The 2,516-nt window shown below is 23.7% G+C and carries 3 protein-coding genes; all 3 read right to left on the bottom strand.

What is annotated here, in order from left to right:
* Positions 1-86 precede the first annotated feature (86 nt).
* The 3 genes from Q0V15_RS12940 to Q0V15_RS12930 are packed head-to-tail and all read right to left on the bottom strand — an operon-like array spanning position 87 to position 2,343.
* Positions 87-455 (bottom strand): hypothetical protein, encoded by a 369-nt coding sequence (locus Q0V15_RS12940; RefSeq protein ID WP_297439554.1) that lies wholly within the window; start codon positions 453-455, stop codon positions 87-89.
* A gap of 11 nt (positions 456-466) precedes the next feature.
* Positions 467-1,243, bottom strand: coding sequence for a ParA family protein (locus tag Q0V15_RS12935; protein ID WP_297439553.1), 777 nt, complete (start codon positions 1,241-1,243; stop codon positions 467-469).
* Positions 1,244-1,290: 47 nt separating this feature from the next.
* Entirely contained in the window at positions 1,291-2,343 is a 1,053-nt protein-coding gene (locus tag Q0V15_RS12930; protein ID WP_297439552.1) for a replication initiation protein, read from the bottom strand.
* Between the last annotated feature and the right edge of the window lie 173 nt (positions 2,344-2,516).

The following is a 2,516-nucleotide window of genomic DNA, read 5'->3' as shown; positions in this document are numbered from 1 at the left end:
TGGCATTACATTATAGAACACACTTGATACTGTACTGGCATTACATTATAGAACATCTAAAAAATAAAAGAGAATTAACTTTATCGTTAATTCTCTTTATCATCATTATAATTAAACATCTCAACTATTAACTCACCAGGAGTCTTGTTATATTTCTTACTTAACTTCTTAAGAGCTTTACCCATATCAGAATCTAATCTGAAATTTATATCAACTTTAAAGTCTTTTTCTTTAATAGCACTTTCATATTTAAATTCTTTAGTTTCACTATCATAAAACTCAATAAGTTTATCTTCTAATACTTTTGTTTTAGTTCCTTTTTTAGACTCTTTAATTAATCTTCTTTCAAAACTATTTGGAACACTACAGCATATACGAATTTTTTCTTTTTCTTTAACTTTTATTTCTTTTTCTTTTTTCTTTTTCTCTTTAATATCCATCATACCAAAAGCCATTTTTATCTCACCTAAACCCTTCTTAAAATATCATCACATAATAATCTTAATTCATTACTTGCTATTGAATTATCTTTTTTTGATATTAATGTTTCATACTCACAAGTAGCATTTTGATATGCTGCTAAGAAACTTAATTTAGAATTATCAATAAAACTATCTCCTAAGCTTTCTTTTAAATCTTCTTTTAGTTCTACTACTTTCTTATTCTTTCTATTATCTACTTTCGTAAGAAAACATAAAAATTTAGTTTGTTCTTCTTTTTTATAATTCATATCAGCTATTACACTTATTAATTCAAACAATCCATTTACTGCAAATATACAAGGCTCTACAGGTGTGATAATACAATCACTTTCTCTTAATATGTCAAATACATTCTTAAACATCGTAGGTGGATTATCTATAATTGCATAATCATATTCATCATCTAACTTAGAAAACTTTCTCAATATAGATTTGGAACGATTAAAAGGATATTCCCAATCTGTCTTTGAATGTTTTCTAGAACTTGATATAAAATTAATATTTTTAAATTTAGATTCTACTATAAATTTATCTATATTAATTCTTGTAAGAAATAAATCTTCTATTGTATTTACTCCTGATGATTCTAATAAATCATCTAGTTTTCCACCTGCAAGTATCATAGAAGAATTACATTGGCTATCATTATCTAAGAATAAAATCTTTTTATTTTTTTCAAGAGCTAGATAAGTAGCTAAATTTAAAGCAAATGTAGTCTTTCCTATTCCACCTTTATTATTAAAAATACTAATTATTTTCATTCTAATACCTCATTCATTATATATTTTGATTAATTTAATGCTTAAATTTATTCATCCCAACCAAACAAACTTTCATCTTCTTTAATATCTCGACTTTCAAAATTAGAACTTTTTCTTTTATTATGTTTAGTTTTTTTATCTTTCAACAAATTTTCTATGATTCCTTTTAAATATTTTAATGGAGCTTTAACATTTTCTGTTTTAACAAGTATCTTAACAGCTTCATTTACTATTTTTATATTATTGTCTTTAATAAGCTTATCGATAGTTTTTACGGATAGTTTACTTTTCACAGCTATTAATTCACTATCAGAATTAATAGCAACTTTATAATCTTCAATTTCAATTTGTCCCATTATAGGAGTATTTCCATCACTATCTATCTTTTGAATATTTTGTTCTTTATTAAAATTATAATTTTTCGGCTCAAGATCTTCTACGTGAAATATTATTCTATCTATTTTTTTACCCTTTTTTATATATTCTACTTTTTTAATATCCATTAATCCTTTTTTATTTATATCTTTTACAGCAGCTTCTATAACTCGATTTTTAAAATCTGAAAAAACTTTATATTTATTAACTAAACATAAATATTCTCGTATTTCTTTAATACTATATTCTATATTCTTTTTAGAACTACCTGTCCACATTCTTAAAAGCTCATAAATATGTTGTGAATTACTTCCACTTAATTCAATATACTTAGTTACATTTAAAGTGGTAAACCCACCTTGCTTATATTCAAGAACCATTTCTAAAAACATTTTAGATAATTCAACCTCAAAAAAATTACCATCTTTTTTATATCTAAATCCTGAGACTACATTTGCATTAACCCAATCTCCATTGCTTTTTATTTGTGTAAATTCATTTTTTTTAATATCAGCTAACATCTGTTTTATACTATTTGAATTATATTTACTTCTATCATTAGTTAATAACTTCATATCTTCTATTGTAAATTTACCATAGCCATTTTTATTTTTTTGAATATCAAAAAATACTTTTTGTAACAAACCATTTTCTATTTTAGTAAAATCATACTTGGCTTTTATCATAGTATTATTTTTAAATAATATCTCTAAATTATTTTCCATAACCCCTTTATCTCCAATCCGATATAATTTAATTATATATTTATAATAACACTATACATCGACACTGTATATATATATAGACAACTATAACATAAGTTGTCCATAGTTGATATTGGATTTGTCCATAGTTGATATTGGATTTGTCCATAGTTGATATTGGATTTGTCCATAGT

The sequence above is a fragment of the uncultured Clostridium sp. genome (genome assembly GCF_947036855.1).
Taxonomy (GTDB): domain Bacteria; phylum Bacillota; class Clostridia; order Clostridiales; family Clostridiaceae; genus Sarcina.
Note: the sequence above shows the minus strand (reverse complement) of the source record. Positions and strands in the feature narration are given on the sequence as shown.